Below are 14,068 nucleotides of genomic sequence, written 5' to 3' on the forward strand. Positions count from 1 at the left end.
TGAGGGGCGGGGATCAGTTCGCGGCGCGCAGCGTCGACACCTGGTAGAGCGCGACGGATGCCGCGATACCGGCGTTCAGCGACTCGGTCGCGGTCGAGATCGGGATCGACACGACCTGGTCGCACGTCTCGGTGACCAGGCGGGAGAGGCCCTTGCCCTCGGAACCCACCACGATCACGACGGGACGATCGGCGAGCTCGAGGGCCGGCAGCGACACGTCGCCGTCGCCGTCGAGACCCAGGACGAAGACGCCCTGCTTCTTGAACTCCTTGAGCGTGGCCGTGAGGTTGGCGGCGAGGGCGACGGGGATGCGCGCGGCGGCTCCCGCGCTCGTCTTCCACGCGGCCGAGTTGACGCTCGCCGAACGGCGCTGCGGGATGATCAGGCCCTGACCGCCGAACGCACCGGTGGAGCGGATGATCGCGCCGAGGTTGCGGGGGTCGGTCACGCCGTCGAGGGCGACCAGCAGCGGAACCTCGCCGCGGTCGATGATCTGCTCGAGCAGGTCCTGCGGGTGCGCGTAGGAGTACGGCGGCACCTTGAGGGCGACGCCCTGGTGCACGCCGTCGAAGCCCGCCATGCGGTCGAGCTCGGGGCGGGTGACCTCAAGGACGGGGATGCCGCGGTTCGTCGCGATCGACAGCATCTCTTTCACGCGGTCGTCCATCTCGACGCGCTGCGCGATGTACATCGCGGTCGCGGGGATCTTCGCCCGCAGCGCCTCGAGCACCGAGTTGCGGCCGGTGACCGTCTCGGTGTCGTCGGAGGCCTTGGGGCTCTTGCGGTTCGGGTTGCCGCCGACGGCGCGCACGCCCGGCTTCGCCTTGCCGCCGGCCGCGGCGTACCGCTCCTGGGCGGCCTTGCGCTTACCGGCGGGGTGCCACGCACGGTCCTCGGCCTTGGGCGTGGGCCCGCGGCCCTCGAGCGCCTTGCGGGAATGCCCGCCAGTGCCCTTCAGGGGGCCCTTCTTCTTGCCGGGGTTGCGTGCTCCCGGGCGTCCAGGCTTAGGCATCGATACTCCAATTGGTTCCGGCCGGAGTGTCCTCCAGCGTGATTCCGGCGGCGGCGACGGCATCGCGGATGCGGTCGGCGGCAGCCCAGTCCTTGTCGGCGCGGGCACGGGCGCGCTGCGCGATCATCTCCTGCACGAGGGCGTCGAGCGCGGTGTCGACCGCTCCCGTCGCGGCGGCGGGTGCCGCGGTGTCCAGCCCCAGGACGCCCAGCATCGCGGTCACCGCGCGCGCGGCGGTGATCGCTGCCGCGGTGTCGCCCGCGTCGATGGCGCTGTTGCCGGCGCGCACCGTCTCGTGCAGGGTGGCGAGCGCCTGCGGCACCCCGAGGTCGTCGTCGAGCGAGGCCGCGAAGGCCGCGGGGATCTCCCCCGGTTCGTCCGCGCGACCATCGGAGGCGGCGGGGAGTCGCGACGCGCGCTCGCGGAAGGTCGAGATGCGCTCGAGCGCGCTGGATGCCTCGGCGAAGGCGCGGTCCGACACGTCGAGGTTCGAGCGGTAGTGGGCCGCCGCGAGGGCGTAACGCACGACCTGCGGGTCGTGCGCGGCGAGGACGTCGGCGGCGAGGGTGAAGTTACCGAGCGACTTCGACATCTTCTGCCCGTCGACGGTGACCAGGCCGTTGTGCACCCAGTACCGGGCGAAGGCGTCGCCCGCGGCGGTGGACTGCGCGATCTCGTTCTCGTGATGCGGGAAGCGCAGATCGAGCCCGCCCCCGTGGATGTCGAACTCGGGACCGAGATAGCGCCGCGACATGGCCGAGCACTCGATGTGCCAGCCGGGTCGACCCTGGCCCCACGGCGAGGCCCAGATCGCCGACGGCGGCTCCCCGTCCTTCGCGCCCTTCCACAGCGCGAAGTCGTGCGGGTCGCGCTTGCCGCGCGGATCGGCGTCGGCGGCGGGCTCCATGGCATCCAGTCCCTGTCGGGTCAGCTCGCCGTAGGCGGGCCACGACCGCACATCGAAATAGACGTCGCCCGCGGCGGCGTACGCGTGACCGCGTTCGATGAGCTCGCCGATCAGCTCCTGCATCTGCGTGACCGATGCGGTCGCGCGCGGCTCGTACGTGGGGGGAAGGATGCCGACGGCGGCATAGGCCCGGGTGAACTCGAGCTCCATGCGGTAGGCCAGGGCCCACCACGGCTCCGCCGGAGTGGCGTTGGCGAGGACCTTGTCGTCGATGTCGGTCACGTTGCGCACGAACGTGACCCGCCCGAAGCGGTGGGCGAGCCAACGACGGAGCAGGTCGAACGCGAGAGCGGCGCGCACGTGCCCGATGTGCGGGCCCGACTGCACGGTAGGTCCGCAGACGTAGAGGGTGACGTTCGAGGGGTCGAGAGGGACGAAGTCGCGCAGAGCCTGCGCTTTCGTGTCATACAGCCGAACGGTCACCCTTCCAGCCTACCGGCCGCCCCTGACCGCGACCCGTGTCGGCCGCGCGCCGCCGCTCCGTGCGCTCGGGGCGCGGACTCCCGCTCGAAACACCCGCGCACTAGGGTGCCGGGGTGACCCTCGAGATCCGCCCCGACGATCCGTCCTCCCCCGCCGTCCGCGCCCTCGTGACCGCGCACCTGGCGGGGATGTTCGCGAACACGCCCGCCGAGAGCGTGCACGCGCTCGATGTCGACGGGCTCGCCGCCGACGGCATCCGGATGTGGTCGGCGTGGATCGACGGCGACCTCGCGGGAATCGGCGCGTGCAAGGACCTCGGCGCGGACCGCGCGGAGCTGAAGTCGATGCGGGTGGTCGACGCGTTCCTCGGGCGGGGTGTGGGCCGGGCGATCCTCCGCCGCATCGTCGACGATGCGCGCGAGCGGGGAATCGACAGCCTCTGGCTCGAGACGGGGAGCACCGACGACTTCGTCCCCGCCCGCCGGCTCTACCTCAGCGAGGGATTCGAGGAGTGCGGCCCGTTCCCGCCGTACGCGGCCGACCCGCTGTCGACCTTCATGACCCGTCGCCTCTGACCCGGGGCTCAGGCCGGCAGGACCAGGGCGGTCGCGAACGCGGCGACGCCTTCCGTGCGCCCGGTGAAACCGAGACCGTCGGTCGTGGTGGCGCTCACCGAGACGGGGGCGCCGCCCAGGGCCGCCGCGAGTGCGCGCTCCGCCTCGGTGCGCCGCGCGGCGAAGCGCGGACGATTGGCCTGCACCTGCACCGAGACGTTGCCCACGCGCCAGCCCGCCGCCGACAGCAGACCCACGGTGTGCGAGAGGAAGGCGTCGGCGTGGGCGCCGGCGAACTCGGGGCGATCCACGCCGAAATGCGTGCCGATGTCGCCGAGGCCGGCGGCGGCGAGCAGGGCGTCGACGATCGCGTGGGCCACGGCGTCTCCGTCGCTGTGACCCGAGAGGGCGACCTCGCCCGGCCACTCGAGCCCGGCGAGCCACAGCGTGCCGTCACCGCCGAACGCGTGCACGTCGGTCCCGATGCCCACCTGCGGACCCCGCTGCGCCGGGGCGGCCAGCGTCGCCGCGAGGGGACGCTCCGAGACGATCGCCCGCGCGCGCTCCAGGTCGGGGGCCGTCGTGATCTTGAACGCCGCCGCGTCGCCCTCGACGGTGAGGACCGGATGACCGGCGGATGCCACCGCCGCGGCGTCATCGGTATGGTCGTCGTCCGCGCTGCGCAACGCCGCCTCGAGCACGTCGCGACGGAACCCCTGGGGCGTCTGCGCGGCGGCGAGCTCGGAGCGGTCGACCGCCGCGACCACATGACCCTCGGCGTCGACGCGCTTGATCGTGTCGACGACGGGAAGCGTCGGGATGACCGCGACGGCGCCGGCGTCGACGGCCGCGACCACGCGATCGAACACCGCGCGCGGGGTCAGAGCCCGCGCTGCGTCGTGCACCAGGACGATCTCGACATCGGCCCAAAGTGCTCCCAGGCCCGCCGCGACGGACTCCTGTCGCGTGGCGCCGCCCGTGACCACGGTGACCAGGTCGGTCCGGTCGCCGGCCGCGTCCCGCGCGTCGGTGAGCGCCTCCCCCTCGAACCCGTCGGGGACGACAACCACCACCTGGGCCGCCTCGGCGGCGAAGACTCCCCGCAGGGCGTGATGCAGGATGCTGCGCTCGTCGAGGCCGACGAAGGCCTTCGGCGCTCCCCCGCGCAGGCGGGTGCCGGAGCCGGCGGCGACGACGATGACCGCGAGGCGCGGAACCGGAGTGAGAGTCACCCGTTCACGCTAGCGCGGCGACGCCCCGCCCGTGCCCGCGACGACGATCGGCGCGCACCCCTCAGAGGGTGCGCGCCGATCGTGAGGCGTCAGGACGCGAGGACCTCGTCGAGCACGACGCTCGCACGGTCTTCGTCGGTCTTCTCAGCCAGAGCGAGCTCCGACACGAGGATCTGGCGCGCCTTGGCCAGCATGCGCTTCTCGCCCGCCGACAGTCCGCGGTCCTGGTCGCGGCGCCACAGGTCGCGAACGACCTCGCTGACCTTGATGACGTCGCCCGACGCGAGCTTCTCGAGGTTCGCCTTGTAGCGACGCGACCAGTTGGTCGGCTCCTCGGTGAAAGGCGCGCGCAGCACGTCGAAGACGCGATCGAGACCCTCCTTGCCGATCACGTCACGGACGCCGACGAGGTCGACGTTGTCGGCAGGGACCTCGATGACGAGGTCTCCCTGGGTGACGTTGAGCTTCAGGTACTTCTTCGTCTCGCCCTTGATAACGCGTTCTTTGACCTCGATGATCGTGGCCGCGCCATGGTGCGGGTAAACGACGGTCTCGCCAACCTCAAAAAGCATGGAGTTATGTCCTTTCGGCAACATCCAGGATACCACAGGCCCGCATGCGCTAAGGTTCCGCCCACCCCGCACCCCTCCTGCTCCCGCGCGCCCGCACGGCGACGACGGGGCCGGGTCGCCGCCTCGGACCCCGTAGGATGATTCCGATGTCGTCTGCCGTTCTTGGAGGATCCGTGAAAACGCGCCTGATCGCGTCCATCGCCGTGGGTGCCGCTGTCGTGCTGGGCACGACGGGGTGCAACCTCATCGCACCGCAGGCGACCACCATCGACTATTCCGCCTCCGACGGCGTGAACGTCCCCGCCGACTCCGGCCCGCTGCACGTGCGCAACGCGCTCATCGTGGCCGACGAAGACGGAACGACCGGCAACCTCGTGGCCGCCATCGTCAACGACACCTCCGACTCGCTCACGCTGCGCATCGAGGTCGGCGAGGGCTCCTCGGCGGTGAAGTCCAACGTGATCGTGCCGGCGAACAAGACGCTCAGCCTCGGCGACCTCACCTCCGACACCGAGCCGCTGCGCCTGAACGACATCGACGCGGTCCCCGGCTCGACCGTCCCGGTGTACTTCCAGTCCGGCGACGGCGAGGGATCGCTCATGCAGGTGCCCGTCCTCGACGGCGCCCTCGCCTACCTCTCGACGCTCGCGCCGACGCCCGCGCCGTCCTTCTCGGTGACCCCGGTCCCGGTCATGCCGACCGTGACGCCGTCGCCCTCCGCGACTCCCGCGTCCTGAGACGAACGACGAAGGCGCCGACGGTCTCCGTCGGCGCCTTCGTCGTTCCCGGATCGCGGGAACCGGACCTCAGGCCTCGAAGCGGTAGCCGAGGCCGCGGACGGTGACGAGCATGCTGGGCTCGCTCGGGTTGCGCTCGATGCGCGACCGGATGCGCTTGATGTGCACGTCCAGCGTCTTGGTGTCGCCGAAGTAATCGGTGCCCCACACCCGATCGATCAGCTGACCGCGGGTGAGGACGCGACCCGCGTTGCGCATCAGGACCTCGAGCAGTTCGAACTCCTTGAGGGGGATGTTGATCTCGCTGCCGTCGACGGCCACCGTGTGCCGGTCGATGTCGAGCACCACCCGTCCACCCGACAGCACGCGGTCGTCGAGGTCGCTCTCCTCGGGCGAGCGCCGCCGCAGGACAGCCCGCATGCGCGCGAGCAGCTCGCGCGTGGAGTACGGCTTCGTGACATAGTCGTCGGCGCCGAGCTCGAGGCCCACCACGATGTCGACCTCGGAGTCCTTCGCGGTGAGCATGATGATCGGTACCTGCGACGTCAGCCGCAGCTGGCGGCAGACCTCGGTCCCCGGCATCCCGGGCAGCATGAGATCGAGCAGCAGGATGTCCGCCCCCCGCTCGCGGAACGCCGAGAGGGCGAGGGCACCGTCCTCGGCGATCTCGACCTCGTAGCCTTCGCGGCGCAGCAGGTAGGCCAGCGGGTCGGCGAGATCGGGTTCGTCCTCGACGATCAGAACGCGGGTCATGCGGTGTCTCCCTTCACGGGTACGGCGATCGCTGCGGTGGCCTTGCGGCCCTTGCGACGCGGCTTGGAGCGGGTGCCGTCGAGATCGGGGGTCTCGGACAGCGGAAGGCGGATGGTGAAGGTCGAGCCGCGCGCGGGCTTCGACCAGAGTCGGACCTCGCCGCCGTGCCGCTGGACCGCGTGCTTGACGATGGACAGGCCGAGGCCCGTGCCACCCGTGCGCCGCGAGCGCGCCTGGTCGGCGCGGTAGAAGCGCTCGAAGACCCGGTGCTGGTCGCTCTCGGGGATGCCGATACCGCGGTCGGTGACGGCGATCTCCACGACGCCGTCGTCGAGCTTGACCCCCACACCGACCTTCGACCCCTCCGGCGAGTAGGCGATCGCATTCGCGACCAGGTTGCCGAGGGCCTCGGTGAGGATCTGCGGCTCTCCGCGCACCCACAGCCCCTTGGTCCCGCCGCGCACCACCGTCACCTGGGCGGCATCCGCCTGCACGGCGTAGGCCTCGACGGCGGCGGTCACGACCTCGTCGATCGAGACGTCGCGCACGTCGCGCAGTTCATCGGCCGCCTGCAGACGCGACAGGCTCAGGATGCGGTTGACGAGAGCGCTCAGCCGGGTCACCTCGGCCTGCAGGCGCGTCGAGAAGTGGCGCACCTGGGCGGGGTCGTCGGCGGCCGACTCGATCGCCTCGGCCAGGAGGCTGACGGCGCCGACCGGCGTCTTCAGCTCGTGACTGGTGTTGGCGACGAAGTCCCGCCGCATCTCCTCCACGCGCTCGCGCTCGGTGATGTCGCGCAGGACCAGGAGGGTGAGGCGCCCCGAGATGGGCGTCGCCCGCACGGCGACGAGCCTCGGTTCGGCGGGAGCCGCGCCGCGGCGAAGGCGGAGGTTCTCCGCGATCCCCGCCCCGGTGTCGCGGGCGACGCGCGCCACGCGCTTGAGCTCCTCGCTCGCGATGACCTCGCCCGCGTGCACGCCGAAGACCTCCGCCGCGGGAGAGAGCGCCAGCACCGTCGACGACGTGTCGCACACGAACGCGGGGTCGTCCATCGCATCCAGCATGGCCTCCACGCCCTCCGGCACCTCGGTCGAGGTCTGCGCCAGGGTGCGGTTCCGGGAGCGGATGGCTCCGGCGACGAGGCCGACCACCGCGGCCCCGATGAGGAGACCCGCCAGGAGCGCGAGCAGCGAGAGCTGCGGTTGTTCCATATCCACAGCGTAAAGGGACGGATGCGACGTCACCCGCCGTTCACCCCCGCCCGGGCCGCGGCAGAGGCTACTATTCACTGTCACAGCACCACTCGTTAACCTTCGCTGGGAAGAATCCCCGAGGGTTGCGGGACACCCATGTGCCGTGCCGCCGACGAGGAAGGTACCCGCGATGCGCGAAGTATTCCACCAGTCCCTCGAGGACGTCCAGAGCCGCCTGGTCGAGATCGCCGACCTCGTGACGGTTGCGATCGACCGCGCCACGCGTGCCTTCGGAACCAGCGACGTGTCCCTCGCAGAAGAGGTCATCGAAGCCGACGCGGTCATCGACGAGAAGGCCGTCGAGCTCGACGAGCTCGCCATCGAGATCCTCGCCCGCCAGCAGCCCGTCGCCCGCGACCTGCGCATCGTCGTCACCGCCCTGCGCGTGAGCGCCTCGCTCGAGCGCATGGGCGACATGGCGGAGCACATCGCTCAGCTCGCGCGCTCTCGCTTCCCCGAGCGCGCGATCCCGAAGGGACTCAAGACGACGTTCACCCGCATGGGCGAGCTTGACGTCGAGGTGGCGCGCAAGCTCGCCGAGCTGCTGCGCACGCAGGACCTGCGCATCGCCGAGTCGATCCGCGACGCCGACGACGACATCGACGAGCTGCACGTGAGCGTCTTCGAGAAGGTCCTCGGCGACTCCTGGAAGGGCGAGGCCACCGCGACGGTCGACGCGACCCTGGCCAGCCGGTACCACGAGCGCTTCGCCGACCACGCGGTGTCGGTCGCCAAGAAGGTCGTCTACCTCGCGACCGGCGACTGGGCCGGCGCCGACGACGAGGTCGAGCACGAGCCGAGCCCGGTCATCTAATCACGGCCTGAACGCGAAAGGGGGGTGGATGCCGCGGCATCCACCCCCCTTCCGTGTTCGCGGCGTCAGTGCTTGTTGCCCTGCGCGGCCACGGCGGCGGCACCCGCGGCGGCGGCCTCGGGGTCGAGGTACTCGCCCGGACCGAGGGGCTTCATGTCGTCGTCGAGGCGATAGACGAGCGGGATGCCGGTGGGGATGTTCAGCTCGGCGATGTCGGCGTCGCTGATGCCCTCGAGGTGCTTGACGAGGCCGCGCAGCGAGTTGCCGTGCGCGGTGACGAGCACCGTCTTGCCGGCCTGGAGGTCGGGGACGATGTCGCTGTGCCAGTAGGGCAGCATGCGGTCGATGACGATCGCGAGCGACTCGGTGTCGGGGACCTCGCCGTCGATCCCCGCGTAGCGCGGGTCGCCGACCTGGCTGTACTGATCGTCGGCGGGCAGCGGCGGCGGCGGCACGTCGAACGAGCGACGCCACAGCATGAACTGCTCGTTGCCGAACTCCTCGAGGGTCTGCGCCTTGTCTTTGCCCTGCAGCGCGCCGTAGTGACGCTCGTTGAGACGCCACGAGCGCTTCACCGGGATCCACAGGCGGTCGGCCGCGTCGAGCGCGATGTTGGCGGTCTGGATCGCGCGGCTGAGCACCGAGGTGTGCAGCACGTCGGGGAGAACGCCGGACTCGGCCAGCAGCTCGCCGCCGCGCTTGGCCTCGTCCTTGCCCTGGTCGGTGAGTCGCACGTCGACCCAGCCGGTGAACTGGTTGGTCTTGTTCCACTCGCTCTGCCCGTGGCGGAGGAGGATCAGCGTGTGAGGCATGACTCCATGCTATCGACGCGCGGGCCCGCCCCCCGAGTCGATGCTGGCATCATGTCGGAGTGACCCCCTCGCCCGTCGGACGCCCCACGCGGGGCACGACGGGCACCAACCGCCTGCGCCGCATCGATCGGTGGATCGCCCGCCACCCCGTGCTGCGCCGAACGGACGATCCCCTCGTCGTCGACCTCGGTTTCGGGGCGAGCGCGGTGACGCCGCTCGAGCTTCTCTCCCGGCTGCGCCGGAGCCGACCGGATGCCACCGTCCTCGGCCTCGAGATCGATCCCGACCGGGTCTCGCGCGCGCGGGAACAGGCCGAGGATGTCCCCGGCATCTCCTTCGCCCGCGGCGGCTTCGAGGTGCCCGTGCCGGGCGAGCGGCGCCCGGTCGTCATCCGGGCGATGAACGTGCTGCGGCAGTACGACGAGGCCGACGTCGCCGAGGCGTGGACGCGCATGTGCGGCCGCCTGCAGCCCGACGGCATCCTCGTCGAGGGCACGTGCGACGAGATCGGCCGCATCGCCACCTGGGCGGAGGTGGGGGCGGATGCCGTCCCCCGCACCCTCACGGTGTCGCTGCGACTGAGCGGGCTCGACTCCCCCGCGATCGCGGCCGAGCGCCTGCCGAAAGCGCTCATCCATCGCAACGTCGACGGGGAGCGCGTGCACGGGTTCGTGGCATCCCTCGATCGCGAGTGGGCGCGCGCGGCGAGCGTCGCCCCCTTCGGGCCGGTGCACCGCTGGCGCACCGCGATGCAGGCCCTCGCCGACGCGGGCTGGCCGCTGGTGCGCCGCGACCGATGGCGACTGGGCGAGGTCGGGGTGCGGTGGGAGGCCGTCGCTCCGCGGTGATCCGCGCGAGCGCGGCGTGCCCGCGTCTGTCAGATGCGCGGCAGGAGGGCGCGCGCGTCGGCCGACGGCACGCCCGCGGCGACGAGCAGGTCGACCGCGAGCGGGCGCATCGCGGCGACGAGGTTGAGCTCGCCGATCCCGCCGTCGGGGAGGAGCCGCGCGGGGTCGAGGCGACGGGTGAGCGCGGTGAGGGCCTCGCGCGCCGCGGGCTCCATCGAGATGTCGTCGAGGCCGTCGCGCACGAGGGCGGCCGCCCGGGCGAGCTCGGCAAGCAGATCGGCGGGCACGGGGCGGGGCTGCCCATCGGCGCAGAGATAGGCGGCGCGGCGCGCCACGACCCGCAGGTTGCGCGTCGCGAGGTCGAGGGCCTCCCGCACGCGCTCGTGGCGCTGCAGCTCGGCGCGCTGACGGCGCAGGAACGGTGAGATCCGCGCCACCTCGCGACCCGACTCCAACGACCCGCTCCACGCGTCGACATAGGTCTGCAGAGAACGCGCCCGTTCCAGACCGCGCTCCGCACGAGCCCGGTCGCCCTTGCGCAGGGCCCGCACGATCGTCGACATCGCGGCATCCATGGCGTCGAACAGCTCATCGGCGTCGCGCAGTTCCGTGCGCCGCAGCGTCCGCGGGATGAGGGCCGTCACCGCGAGCGCCGCGACACCGCCGATCGCCCCGTCGACGAGCCGCAGGAACGGTGCCCCCGAGACGAGCACGAGGGCGATGAGCGATTGCACGACGGCCGCCAGCGCGAATCCCGGCTGCGGCGAGAGGAAGCGCGCCACCACGAGCGTGACGGCCATCGCCACGGCGATCTGCCACCAGCCGGCACCGGCGACGAGCAGCACGACCTCGGCGATCAGGATGCCGACGAGCATGCCCAGCACGGTCTCCGCGACGCGCCACGGTCGGGCATCGCGCACCAGCCCGAGGCTCGACACCGTCACGGTCGCGGCGAGCAGGGGCACCGGGTGACCGAGCACGAAGTGCGCGAAGGCGAACGCCGCCGTCGCGGCGACGACGATCTGGGCGATCGCGGGCACCGACTCGCGCACGCGGTGGACGCGCCGGGAGAGGGTGGACCTCCAGCGGGAACGAGGGACGACGACCCCGACGGTCGTCGACGACTCGTCCGCGCTCATTCCTGGGTGCTGCTGCGGCGGCGGCCCAGGCGCGGCAGGCGCGGAACGTCCGCCGTCGCACCGGCATCCGCGGGGACGATGGTCTCGGCGGACGCGGCGAGCGGACCGTCGGCGGTCATGACGACGAGCGGCACCCCGTCCGCGGCGGTGCGCTTGACCAGGGCCAGGGCGATCGGCCCCTCCTCGTGGTGCACCGCGACCGAGGTGATGGTGCCGACCACAACGTCACCGGCGAGGACCTCGTCGCCCCGGACGGGGAGCAGATTGTCGCTGCCGTCGAGCTGAAGGGCCACGACGCGGCGCGGCGGGTGCCCGAGATTGTGCACCTTCGCCACCGTCTCCTGACCGCGGTAGCACCCCTTCGACAGGTGCACCGCGGTGCGCAGCCAGTCCATCTCGTGCGGGAGCAGACGCTCGTCGGCGTCCACCCCGACGCGCGGGCGCCACGCGGCCACCCGCAACGCCTCGACCGCGTCGAGGCCGGCCAACGACAGCTCGCTGCGCACGGCGGCGTCGAGCAGTCGCTCGAACTCCGCGGCATCCACCACGGCCTCCGCCCAGTCGCGTTCGGCGCCGGGGTGCGGCTCGACGCGGGCGTACGCCCAGCCGCCGGGAGAGACCTCCGGCCACGGGTCGACCCAGACGGGCGCGACGGTGCGGAGGCCCGCCACCGCCTCGCGCGTGCCGCCGACCACGAAGAGATCGTCGGAGCGTTCGCGCACCTCCACCCGCAGGCGGAAGCGCATGCGGGTCAACCACGCGGCCAGCGCCTCGGCGTCGGTGGCGTCCACGATCAGCCAGGTGGTCTCTCCGTCGTCGATGACGGATGCCGCGTGCTCGACCCGTCCCTGCGGGTCGAGGATCAACATCTCGGTCGACACCCCCGGCGCCAGGTGCGTGAGCGCCTGCGACGACAGCGAGTCGAGCCAGCTGCGGCGGTCGTCTCCGCTCACCGAGATCACGCGCCTGTCGCCGAGCGGGGCGAGGGCGCGACCGGAGGCGAGCTTGCGCTGCTCCGCGACCGGAGAACCGACGTGGCGGAGTCCCCGCTCGTCGATCACGGCACCGGGGACGTCGGCGAGGGTGCTCATGTCACTCCGCCCGGGCGAGACGCGCCGACGCGTGGGAGCCGAGCTCCCGGCCGAGAGCGGCGATGTCCCACGCCCACAGGAGGTGGTTGTCGACGAGACCGTACAGGCGCGTCGCCGCGGCATAAGGCTTCGCGCCGGCCGTGCGCACGACGGCATCCGTCGCCAGATCGATGCGCGGGCCCTTCACCTGGCCGACGTACAGCTCGAGCACGCCGTCGGCGTGGGCGAGGCTCACCTCGAGGTCGAAGCCGCCGTCGGCGTTGCGCAGCGCCTCGACGTCGTCGGCGGTGCGCTCGACGGCGGGCGCCGTCGGTGGCAGCAGAGCGGGACCGGCGTCGGCGTCGCCGACGGGCCGCGCCAGTCGCCAGTAGCCGATCTCGGAGACCAGGGGGCGGCGCTCGTCACCCTCGAGGAGCCAGGCGTCGGCCGAGTAGTTGAGGAAGGCGCCGCCGTCGTGGCTGAAGCTCACGCGATGCGCGAACTCGCCCGAGAAGGTGCGTCCGTCGGCCTCGTAGTCGATGACGCCGGTGCCCTCCCAGACACCGACGAGCCACGACAGGGGGACGAGGTCGGCCGGAAGGTCGGTCGGAATCTCGATCACGGGAGCGCTCAGCGCTGGCCGCGATAGAGGTTCCAGATGACCGTTCCCGACACGAAGGCGATCGCCAGCGAGGCGAGGCCGAGAAGTCCCACGAAGAACAGTTCGAGCGCGAGGAGGTCCATGCTTCGATCTTAGAGGGCGGCGAGCTGCGCGAGCGCGAAACCGGCCGTGATGACGCCGAGGACGACGAGGGCGCCGAGGCTGCTCAGCGCCATGCGCTGGATGAAGGCCTGCGACCGGCCGTACCAGAGCTGCACGGCGAACGCCGCGATGATGCAACCGCCGAGGGCGACGCTGATCCACTGGGCGCGCCATCCCGCCGGGGCGAACAGACCGATCGCCACCCCGGCCAGAGCGGCGAGCACCCAGACGGCGACGATCCCGCCGAAGGTGCGTCGGGGGGTGAGGTCGGGAGTCGACATGCCCCCATCATCACTCAGAGGGCGTCGCGGATGCACGCGAAGCGCCGGTGACGGTGGGGCGCGGCGCCTCACCCTAAGATGATCGGGTGCGCGGCAGGCCGCGCGGGGAGGTCCACTTGGCTCAGCTTCTCGTTCTCAGCTCCGCCCCCGGCGGCGGTGCGGCGTTGCCCGCGCTCGAACTGCTGAGCCACCGCGTGCGCCAGATCCCCGCCGAGGCGGCGCAGCTGATCAACGCGCCCAGCGCCGACGTCATCTTCATCGACGCGCGCTTCGACCTCGTCGGCGCGAAGTCGCTGTGCAAGATCATGTCGACCACCGGTGTCGAAGCCCCCCTGGTGCTCATCGTCACCGAGGGCGGTCTGACGGCCGTCTCTACCGACTGGGGAATCGACGACGTCGTGCTCGTGGGCGCGGGCCCCGCCGAGATCGACGCGCGCATCCGCCTCGCGATGGGCCGGCGCACGGTCGACCAGGTGTCGACGCGCATCCAGACCTCCGGAATCACGATCGACGAGTCGTCGTACTCGGCGAAGGTGCACGGCAAGCCGCTCGACCTGACCTACAAGGAGTTCCAGCTCCTGCACTTCTTCGCCACGCACCCCTCCCGCGTGTTCACGCGCGAGCAGCTGCTCAGCGAGGTGTGGGGGTACGACTACTTCGGCGGCACCCGCACGGTCGACGTGCACGTGCGACGGCTGCGCGCGAAGCTCGGCGATCTCGAGCAGCTGATCGGCACCGTGCGCAACGTCGGATACCGGTTCAACGTCTACGAGGACGACGCGCCCGCGGCGGCATCCGCCCCCGCCTGACCCGAGCGGAACCGCGTGTTCACTCCCGT

16 protein-coding genes are annotated in these 14,068 nt (G+C 71.8%); 5 read left to right on the forward strand and 11 right to left on the reverse strand.

Annotation, left to right across the window (positions count from 1 at the left end):
• Positions 1–13 precede the first annotated feature (13 nt).
• Both rlmB and cysS read right to left on the reverse strand, forming a co-directional pair.
• Positions 14–1,012, reverse strand: coding sequence for a 23S rRNA (guanosine(2251)-2'-O)-methyltransferase RlmB (rlmB, locus tag FB047_RS07860; RefSeq protein ID WP_136586635.1), 999 nt, complete (start codon positions 1,010–1,012; stop codon positions 14–16).
• Positions 1,005–2,402 carry a cysteine--tRNA ligase gene (cysS, locus tag FB047_RS07865; protein ID WP_136586636.1) on the reverse strand — a complete coding sequence of 466 codons (1,398 nt, stop codon included), beginning with the start codon at positions 2,400–2,402 and terminating at the stop codon, positions 1,005–1,007. Before cysS ends, rlmB begins: the two co-directional genes overlap by 8 nt.
• Positions 2,403–2,515: 113 nt before the next feature.
• Between cysS and FB047_RS07870 the strand changes: the two genes are divergently transcribed.
• Positions 2,516–2,977, forward strand: a complete 462-nt coding sequence (locus tag FB047_RS07870; RefSeq protein WP_240752671.1) for a GNAT family N-acetyltransferase — start codon at positions 2,516–2,518, stop codon at positions 2,975–2,977.
• An 8-nt stretch (positions 2,978–2,985) separates the two neighbouring features.
• On the opposite strand, the gene ispD is transcribed toward FB047_RS07870, so the two are convergent.
• Together ispD and FB047_RS07880 are read right to left on the reverse strand one after the other, a co-directional pair.
• A complete protein-coding gene (gene ispD / locus FB047_RS07875; protein ID WP_136586637.1) occupies positions 2,986–4,188 on the reverse strand; it encodes a 2-C-methyl-D-erythritol 4-phosphate cytidylyltransferase in 1,203 nt (400 codons plus the stop codon).
• Between the two features lie 89 nt (positions 4,189–4,277).
• Complete coding sequence (locus tag FB047_RS07880) at positions 4,278–4,760, reverse strand: CarD family transcriptional regulator (protein WP_013585821.1); 483 nt, start codon at positions 4,758–4,760, stop codon at positions 4,278–4,280.
• 146 nt (positions 4,761–4,906) lie between these two features.
• On the opposite strand from FB047_RS07880, the gene FB047_RS07885 reads away from it, so the two are divergent.
• Positions 4,907–5,497, forward strand: coding sequence for a DNA modification methylase (locus tag FB047_RS07885; RefSeq protein WP_240752672.1), 591 nt, complete (start codon positions 4,907–4,909; stop codon positions 5,495–5,497).
• Between the two features lie 69 nt (positions 5,498–5,566).
• Here FB047_RS07885 and FB047_RS07890 read toward each other — a convergent pair whose 3' ends face one another.
• Together FB047_RS07890 and FB047_RS07895 are read right to left on the reverse strand one after the other, a co-directional pair.
• Positions 5,567–6,250, reverse strand: coding sequence for a response regulator transcription factor (locus tag FB047_RS07890; protein WP_136586639.1), 684 nt, complete (start codon positions 6,248–6,250; stop codon positions 5,567–5,569).
• The gene (locus tag FB047_RS07895) at positions 6,247–7,461 is read right to left on the reverse strand and encodes a sensor histidine kinase (RefSeq protein WP_136586640.1); all 1,215 of its coding nucleotides are present in this window, start codon (positions 7,459–7,461) and stop codon (positions 6,247–6,249) included. Before FB047_RS07895 ends, FB047_RS07890 begins: the two co-directional genes overlap by 4 nt.
• Positions 7,462–7,633: 172 nt before the next feature.
• On the opposite strand from FB047_RS07895, the gene phoU reads away from it, so the two are divergent.
• Entirely contained in the window at positions 7,634–8,317 is a 684-nt protein-coding gene (gene phoU, locus FB047_RS07900; protein ID WP_136586641.1) for a phosphate signaling complex protein PhoU, read from the forward strand.
• Between the two features lie 65 nt (positions 8,318–8,382).
• Here the strand turns inward: phoU and FB047_RS07905 are convergent, their stop codons facing one another.
• A complete protein-coding gene (locus tag FB047_RS07905) occupies positions 8,383–9,129 on the reverse strand; it encodes a phosphoglyceromutase (RefSeq protein WP_136586642.1) in 747 nt (248 codons plus the stop codon).
• Positions 9,130–9,188: 59 nt separating this feature from the next.
• On the opposite strand from FB047_RS07905, the gene FB047_RS07910 reads away from it, so the two are divergent.
• Entirely contained in the window at positions 9,189–9,977 is a 789-nt protein-coding gene (locus FB047_RS07910) for a class I SAM-dependent methyltransferase (protein WP_136586643.1), read from the forward strand.
• 29 nt (positions 9,978–10,006) lie between these two features.
• Here the strand turns inward: FB047_RS07910 and FB047_RS07915 are convergent, their stop codons facing one another.
• From FB047_RS07915 to FB047_RS07930, 4 genes are all read right to left on the reverse strand, one after another.
• The gene (locus FB047_RS07915; RefSeq protein WP_205822758.1) at positions 10,007–11,116 is read right to left on the reverse strand and encodes an FUSC family protein; all 1,110 of its coding nucleotides are present in this window, start codon (positions 11,114–11,116) and stop codon (positions 10,007–10,009) included.
• Complete coding sequence (gene ygfZ, locus FB047_RS07920) at positions 11,113–12,207, reverse strand: CAF17-like 4Fe-4S cluster assembly/insertion protein YgfZ (protein WP_136586644.1); 1,095 nt, start codon at positions 12,205–12,207, stop codon at positions 11,113–11,115. The genes FB047_RS07915 and ygfZ overlap by 4 nt, the downstream gene beginning before the upstream one ends.
• A gap of 1 nt (position 12,208) precedes the next feature.
• The gene (locus FB047_RS07925; RefSeq protein ID WP_136586645.1) at positions 12,209–12,808 is read right to left on the reverse strand and encodes a heme-binding beta-barrel domain-containing protein; all 600 of its coding nucleotides are present in this window, start codon (positions 12,806–12,808) and stop codon (positions 12,209–12,211) included.
• Between the two features lie 131 nt (positions 12,809–12,939).
• A complete protein-coding gene (locus FB047_RS07930) occupies positions 12,940–13,230 on the reverse strand; it encodes a hypothetical protein (protein WP_136586646.1) in 291 nt (96 codons plus the stop codon).
• A 116-nt stretch (positions 13,231–13,346) separates the two neighbouring features.
• Here FB047_RS07930 and FB047_RS07935 point away from each other — a divergent pair, with 116 nt between their 5' ends.
• On the forward strand, positions 13,347–14,039 hold the full coding sequence (locus tag FB047_RS07935; RefSeq protein WP_076676835.1) for a winged helix-turn-helix domain-containing protein: 693 nt from the start codon (positions 13,347–13,349) through the stop codon (positions 14,037–14,039).
• Positions 14,040–14,068 lie beyond the last annotated feature (29 nt).

This window comes from Microbacterium hydrothermale, assembly GCF_004854025.1.
Lineage (GTDB): Bacteria > Actinomycetota > Actinomycetes > Actinomycetales > Microbacteriaceae > Microbacterium > Microbacterium hydrothermale.

Excerpts from the sequence above, each read along its gene's own strand:
- FB047_RS07880 (WP_013585821.1), bottom strand. The coding sequence starts at position 4,760 with ATGCTTTTTGAGGTTGGCGAGACCGTCGTTTACCCGCACCATGGCGCG.
- rlmB (WP_136586635.1), bottom strand. The coding sequence starts at position 1,012 with ATGCCTAAGCCTGGACGCCCGGGAGCACGCAACCCCGGCAAGAAGAAG.
- FB047_RS07895 (WP_136586640.1), bottom strand. The coding sequence starts at position 7,461 with ATGGAACAACCGCAGCTCTCGCTGCTCGCGCTCCTGGCGGGTCTCCTC.
- FB047_RS07885 (WP_240752672.1), top strand. The coding sequence starts at position 4,907 with ATGTCGTCTGCCGTTCTTGGAGGATCCGTGAAAACGCGCCTGATCGCG.
- FB047_RS07890 (WP_136586639.1), bottom strand. The coding sequence starts at position 6,250 with ATGACCCGCGTTCTGATCGTCGAGGACGAACCCGATCTCGCCGACCCG.
- phoU (WP_136586641.1), top strand. The coding sequence starts at position 7,634 with ATGCGCGAAGTATTCCACCAGTCCCTCGAGGACGTCCAGAGCCGCCTG.
- ygfZ (WP_136586644.1), bottom strand. The coding sequence starts at position 12,207 with ATGAGCACCCTCGCCGACGTCCCCGGTGCCGTGATCGACGAGCGGGGA.
- FB047_RS07915 (WP_205822758.1), bottom strand. The coding sequence starts at position 11,116 with ATGAGCGCGGACGAGTCGTCGACGACCGTCGGGGTCGTCGTCCCTCGT.
- FB047_RS07930 (WP_136586646.1), bottom strand. The coding sequence starts at position 13,230 with ATGTCGACTCCCGACCTCACCCCCCGACGCACCTTCGGCGGGATCGTC.
- FB047_RS07905 (WP_136586642.1), bottom strand. The coding sequence starts at position 9,129 with ATGCCTCACACGCTGATCCTCCTCCGCCACGGGCAGAGCGAGTGGAAC.